Consider the following 1076-nt stretch of genomic DNA (forward strand, 5'->3'; position numbering starts at 1 on the left):
TATCTAGAGTGTGCAGGCTATAAGACACTCATTCGATTGAGAAAACGCCGTTTCCGTTGTAAAGTCTGCGGGAAAATAGCTGTCGCAGAGACTTCCTTAGTCAAAAAGAATCACCAAATCGCGACCATCGTCAACCAGAAAATCACTCAAAAATTAATCGAGAAAGTCCCTATGACGGCTATCGCAGAAAGTCTATCTGTCTCTACTTCGACAGTCATTCGTAAATTGAAAGAATTCAAATTCAAGACAGATTTATCTTTCCTTCCAACTCACATGTCTTGGGATGAATACAGCTTCAAGAAAGGTAAGATGAGTTTCATTGCACAGGATTTTGATTCCAGAAAGATCGTAACTATTCTGGATGGACGAACTCAAGCGACTATTCGCAATCATTTTCTTCGTTATTCTAGTCAGGTGAGAAGTCGCGTGAAAGTCTTTACAATGGATATGTTTAGTCCCTATTACGATATTGCCAGAAAACTTTTTCCTAATGCTAAAATCGTTCTCGACCGCTTTCACATTGTCCAACATCTCAGTCGAGCTATGAATCGTCTTCGTATCCAAATCATGAATCGTTTTGATCGTAAATCGCACGAATATAAAGCATTAAAACGTTACTGGAAACTCATTCAACAGGATAGCCGTAAACTTAGTGATAGACGTTTTTATCGCCCTACTTTTCGCTCACACTTGACCAATAATGAGATTCTCGAAAAGCTCCTTGCATACTCTCAAGAACTTAGAAAGCACTATGAACTCTATCAACTATTACTGTTTCATTTCCAAGAGAAACAAACAGACAATTTCTTTGAACTGATTGAAGAAACGATTTCTTGTGTAAATCCTATTTTTCAAACTGTTTTTAAGACCTTTTTGAAAGACAAGGACAAAATCATGAACGCACTGGAACTGCCCTACTCAAACGCGAAACTGGAGGCTACTAATAACCTCATTAAGGTCATCAAGCGCAATGCTTTTGGCTTCCGGAACTTTGAAAACTTTAAAACTAGAATCCTCATTGCTTTGAACATCAAAAAGGAGAGAACCATGTTGGTCCTCTCCAGGTTATAACTTTT

The 1076-nt window shown here is 38.2% G+C and carries 1 protein-coding gene; it reads left to right on the plus strand.

The features are described from left to right. A partial coding sequence (locus QM867_RS10690) for an ISL3 family transposase (protein ID WP_414315752.1) occupies positions 1-1071 on the plus strand: 1071 nt, incomplete at its 5' end. Positions 1072-1076 lie beyond the last annotated feature (5 nt).

Source organism: Streptococcus infantis (assembly GCF_047463635.1).
Classification (GTDB): domain Bacteria; phylum Bacillota; class Bacilli; order Lactobacillales; family Streptococcaceae; genus Streptococcus; species Streptococcus infantis_W.